The sequence below is a fragment of the Cupriavidus sp. UYPR2.512 genome (assembly GCF_000379565.1).
Lineage (GTDB): Bacteria > Pseudomonadota > Gammaproteobacteria > Burkholderiales > Burkholderiaceae > Cupriavidus.
In genome coordinates this window covers 1-4,048 of sequence record NZ_KB902960.1, presented here as the reverse complement: position 1 = coordinate 4,048, position 4,048 = coordinate 1, and the positions used below count along the sequence as shown (strand labels likewise).

Sequence of the window (4,048 nt, the reverse complement as noted above, 5' to 3'; positions counted from 1 at the left end):
TCCGTCGGACGCCGAGCAGTTCTATTCCTTGGCCATATGACCGCGGCGCTCTCGCCACCCTCGGTCGCCCTTAATTCCTTATCGCGACAGAACCGGCTCCGGCGCCAGTAGCGGTCCGTTCGGCTTCAGCAAAGCTTATCGATGCTTAACAGACAACCACCTCGGATACAGGCAAGCGCCTCTTGCTCTGGCAGGGCGCAGTGCAAATCAAGTTCGCCGAAAGGTCGGATGCTGGGACTTTGAGATTTTCGACGCCTTCTGCTCTGGTCATGCCTTCCTGTTAGCGGCCAAGCAGGTCAAGCTCCTTGTAGATAACCGGCCCTGAAAGTCCGCTCAAGCTTGATTTGGCAAGGGAGGCATCCATGACTCATCGACTTGGACGCGTTGTGGCGGATGGTAGAACGGTCACACAGGCTATTGGCATAGACTTGACGCCGTCGCCAGGTCTGTTTGGACTCGTGCGCTTCGTCATCCTGTACCGACAATGTCAATCTCGCCGCCGGCGCCTAGCTGACCGTTCCACCGGGATATGGCACCGCAGGCGCGGGGCCCCACCTTCTGGTCCAGACCGGTGGATGTCGCGGTGTTGCCGATCCAGATCAGGATCACCGGTGGCGAGGGAGACCGCGCCAAACCGGGGGCTGACTAAGCGTCAAGGCGGCGGTCTTCTTCTCGGGAGTTGGAGGGATACCATCGTTCAACGTAAGATCGGAACTGGCTATTGAGCACGGCGGTCCGGATTTGTAGCAGGTTGTGTGCGTGCCGAGGCCCCCTTTTTGGCGTGGTCTCCAAGACTCGCAACGACGCTCGAGCCACGCCGAGAATTGGGTACGGCTTTTGCTCGCGAGGCCCTCCAAGAGCGCAAATGCTCGGTTCTCGGTGCTCGGCAAGATAGACCACGGGCCTGCCCGGGAAAATGCCAGCGACCGCCCGCGCTCAGACCGCCCTGGCGCGCGAAATGGACGGTCGATCCGCAGAACCGGGGCGCGGCCCATCAATCGGGCGTGGTCGCTCGCGTGTCGGTCTCGCCCAACCGATCCGGCCAATGACGTGATCACGCTGACAAATGCAGACCAAATCGACTGCGGCCGGTGAAACTCGGCCGGCTGATGGGCAAGCCGTCAAGCTCTGGCTGGAGGGGGGCTGCCCGTAACTGGAACCGAAGGTGGTCCAGTAGCGCCATCCCTTGGCCGCGCACGGCGAGGTTGCTGAATCACTGGAGCCGATTGCGATAGGAATCCTGATCTAATGATCGTCTGGCACATCAGCAACTATGCCGGCCTGCATGAAATCGTGGCAGGGTGAGCTTCGCGCGCCTCACGCCCCCCTCTTTGGAAGGGGAGCCAAGGCAATTAGATTATCCATAATTAATCTCCGTTCAAAGAGCAGAAGTCGATTATCGAGCATCACAATCAGTCCTATCACCGATTCGAAACAGGCTAGGAAGGAGTCCGCATGACCACCAATGTGCGCCTGATCGTCAATTGCGACGACGCGGTAATCTTCTGGACCATTGCAAAGCCCATCACGGACTGCTGGGGTTTTGCGATCGAAAAGGAATCGCGAACACCCGACGGCAAGGTAGTGCGTAGCACGCTCGATAACCGGAAGGGATTTGAACGAGACAAGCCAAGGCTTGGCGACGTTCGTCCCTCGACGGACTGGCCATTCCAGCGATTCTGGTGGGCAGACTTTACGGCGAACCTGGGTGACGAGGTGCGATATCGCGTCACGCCGATGATCCATACGCAGGGCAAGCTACGCCAGCTAATCAGCGAGCAGAGCGATTGGACCGCATGGATCAAGCTTTCGGGCGGCACGCAGGACGGCTTCTCCTCGTACTTCAATCGCGGACTGGTCATTTCCCAGTTCATGTCGCGCTACCTTGAGGATCTTCGGGTCAAGAACAACCTGAAGACACGCAAGGAAGCACTAAGCCTGTTCAAGGACAGCCTGACCCAGCATGAACTGCCCATCCGGAATTTCCTCTCCGGCACATTGCGGATCGAGATGCTGGCGCTGCTTGATAGCGCAAAAAAATCGAAAGGTCATCTCTACGCGGCACTATACGAGCTCGAGGACGACGAGTTGATTGCAGGTCTAACGGCGCTCAAGGGGAATGCGCATGTAGTGCTCTCCAATGGGTCGATCAAGAAGAAGAAAGCCGAAACATCGAAAGAAGCACGCAAGCGAGACCAAAACAAGAGCGCTCGCAAGCTGCTGAAAGACAGCGGAGTAGAGGTATTTGACCGCTTTGTGTCGCCTGGCGCGCTCGGTCATAACAAGTTTCTCGTGCTGACCGATACCGAAGGCACCGCGAAGATGGCCTGGACCGGCAGCACAAATTGGACCACTACTGGCCTTTGCACGCAAATCAACAACGGTTTGCGCATCGACAACCCAGGCGTGGCTGCCGAATATCTGGCGCAGTGGGAGCGCCTCCGGGATGCCGAAAGCGCGTTCCCGCCGGCGCTAGTCGAAGCGAACGATCAGCCCGCCGCGTTCGAGGCCGGAAAGCACTCCTCTTCCGGTGAGATCTGGTTTTCGCGCACGCACAACAAGGTCGATCTCGCCGCGTTGAACGACGTGGTCAATTCGGCGAAGGAAGCCGTAATGTTCTTGATGTTCCAACCCGGCGGCACGGCCACGCTGGCCACGATCCGCGAGCTGCAGTCAGCAAGGAAGTCGCTCTACATCAAGGGCGTGGTCAGCACTCCGCCCAGCGATGGGGATAGTACCGACGAGAGCGAGGTTACCGTCGAGACGTTCACCCTGGACAAGAAGGCCAGCGCCACGCTCGACATCGTGCGGCCGGAAGGCATGAATAAGCTTGCCAACTGGGCGGCGACAGTCACTCGCAAGGAGTTTCTCACGCGGCAAGGCGGAGTTGTCGGCTACGCGATCGTGCATTCGAAGCTGATCGTCGTCGATCCATTTACCAACCCGGTCGTCGTGACCGGGAGCCACAACTTCTCAGGCTCGGCAAGCGAGAACAACGACGACAACTTCATTATCGTGCGCGGAAATCAAGAGCTGGCGTTGCACTATGCTACGCACATTCTGTCGGTGTATCACCACTACCGCTGGCTGGCCTATGTGAGCGACTTGCAGAAGAAAGGTATGCAACCTGGCGGCTTCCTGCTTGAGACCGGTGACTGGCAGAAGGCGCAACTCAACAGCGCCACGAAGAGGGAGCTCGATTTCTGGGTGCGTTGATGATCAGGCTGATTGGCTGCGGTGCAGGCTGCGCCCACAGGCGTCCACCCTCCCCCATTCAACATAACCTCTCAGCTACCCGCAAAACTTCAGGGTACGGGCGTTTTGTTCAATGGGTGCAGAGTACGACCACTCTTGGGTGGGCACCGCTGGCCTCGGGCGAATGCCCAGATGGCCCTGTTCAATTGCGCTGAGATGAAATTCGATCACGACTTGGGTTCCCGTCTAAGCGCGGCGTCCGTCATTTCCTTTCGCCTTCCTTAATCCTAGGAGCATTTCTATAGTTGTCTTGCCTAAAAAATGGCACGCTACGTTACTGATGTGTTCCCACCGTGCTCTTCCAAACATTTGTTGATTCGGGATACGACTAAAATCACATAAGCTGAGCAGAGAACTTAGAGGAGGAGCCATGGCGAGAGGCGGATTTTGGATAGTTGCCCTAGTCCTCGGAGGAGCTTCGCTGGTAGAGCAAATTCAAAAATACTGGCCGGTGTTCCTCGGCTTCATCATCATATCCGTCCTCGCGGCTATTTATATCTTCGTAGACTCCACTGCAAAAGAGAAGCTTCAGAAGGAGCAGCGGGAGAGAGGGCTGCGCGCAAAGTACGGCGAGGAGATTGCGAGGCGTTGTTGCATAAATCGAGATTGAAAACAGGGGCTCCTCGGTGATGCTGAACTCAGGCGATACGGACGGATTGCGGGCGAGCGAGCGCGACCATGCGGTTGAGCACACCCGCACGGATGGCCACTTCGGCGGCCTGCGACCCGATTTCTCGTGCCAACAGACTGTGTCCTGTCAGCGTCTTGAGGCGGTACATCAGGGTCTCGGCCA

2 protein-coding genes and 1 pseudogene are annotated in these 4,048 nt (G+C 57.7%); 2 read left to right on the top strand and 1 reads right to left on the bottom strand.

The window, feature by feature from the left end:
• Positions 1–1,455: 1,455 nt before the first annotated feature.
• Positions 1,456–3,216: a phospholipase D-like domain-containing protein gene (locus tag A3A5_RS0113645; RefSeq protein WP_018311127.1), complete on the top strand. Its 1,761-nt coding sequence runs from the start codon at positions 1,456–1,458 to the stop codon at positions 3,214–3,216.
• 409 nt (positions 3,217–3,625) lie between these two features.
• A complete protein-coding gene (locus tag A3A5_RS0113640) occupies positions 3,626–3,865 on the top strand; it encodes a hypothetical protein (protein WP_018311126.1) in 240 nt (79 codons plus the stop codon).
• Between the two features lie 28 nt (positions 3,866–3,893).
• Here A3A5_RS0113640 and A3A5_RS43325 read toward each other — a convergent pair.
• A pseudogene (locus tag A3A5_RS43325) lies at positions 3,894–4,048 on the bottom strand (IS5/IS1182 family transposase); the annotation flags it as partial.

What these genes read in the sequence shown, in the direction of transcription:
- A3A5_RS0113645 (WP_018311127.1), top strand. Translation starts at nt 1,456, where the DNA reads ATGACCACCAATGTGCGCCTGATCGTCAATTGCGACGACGCGGTAATC.
- A3A5_RS0113640 (WP_018311126.1), top strand. Translation starts at nt 3,626, where the DNA reads ATGGCGAGAGGCGGATTTTGGATAGTTGCCCTAGTCCTCGGAGGAGCT.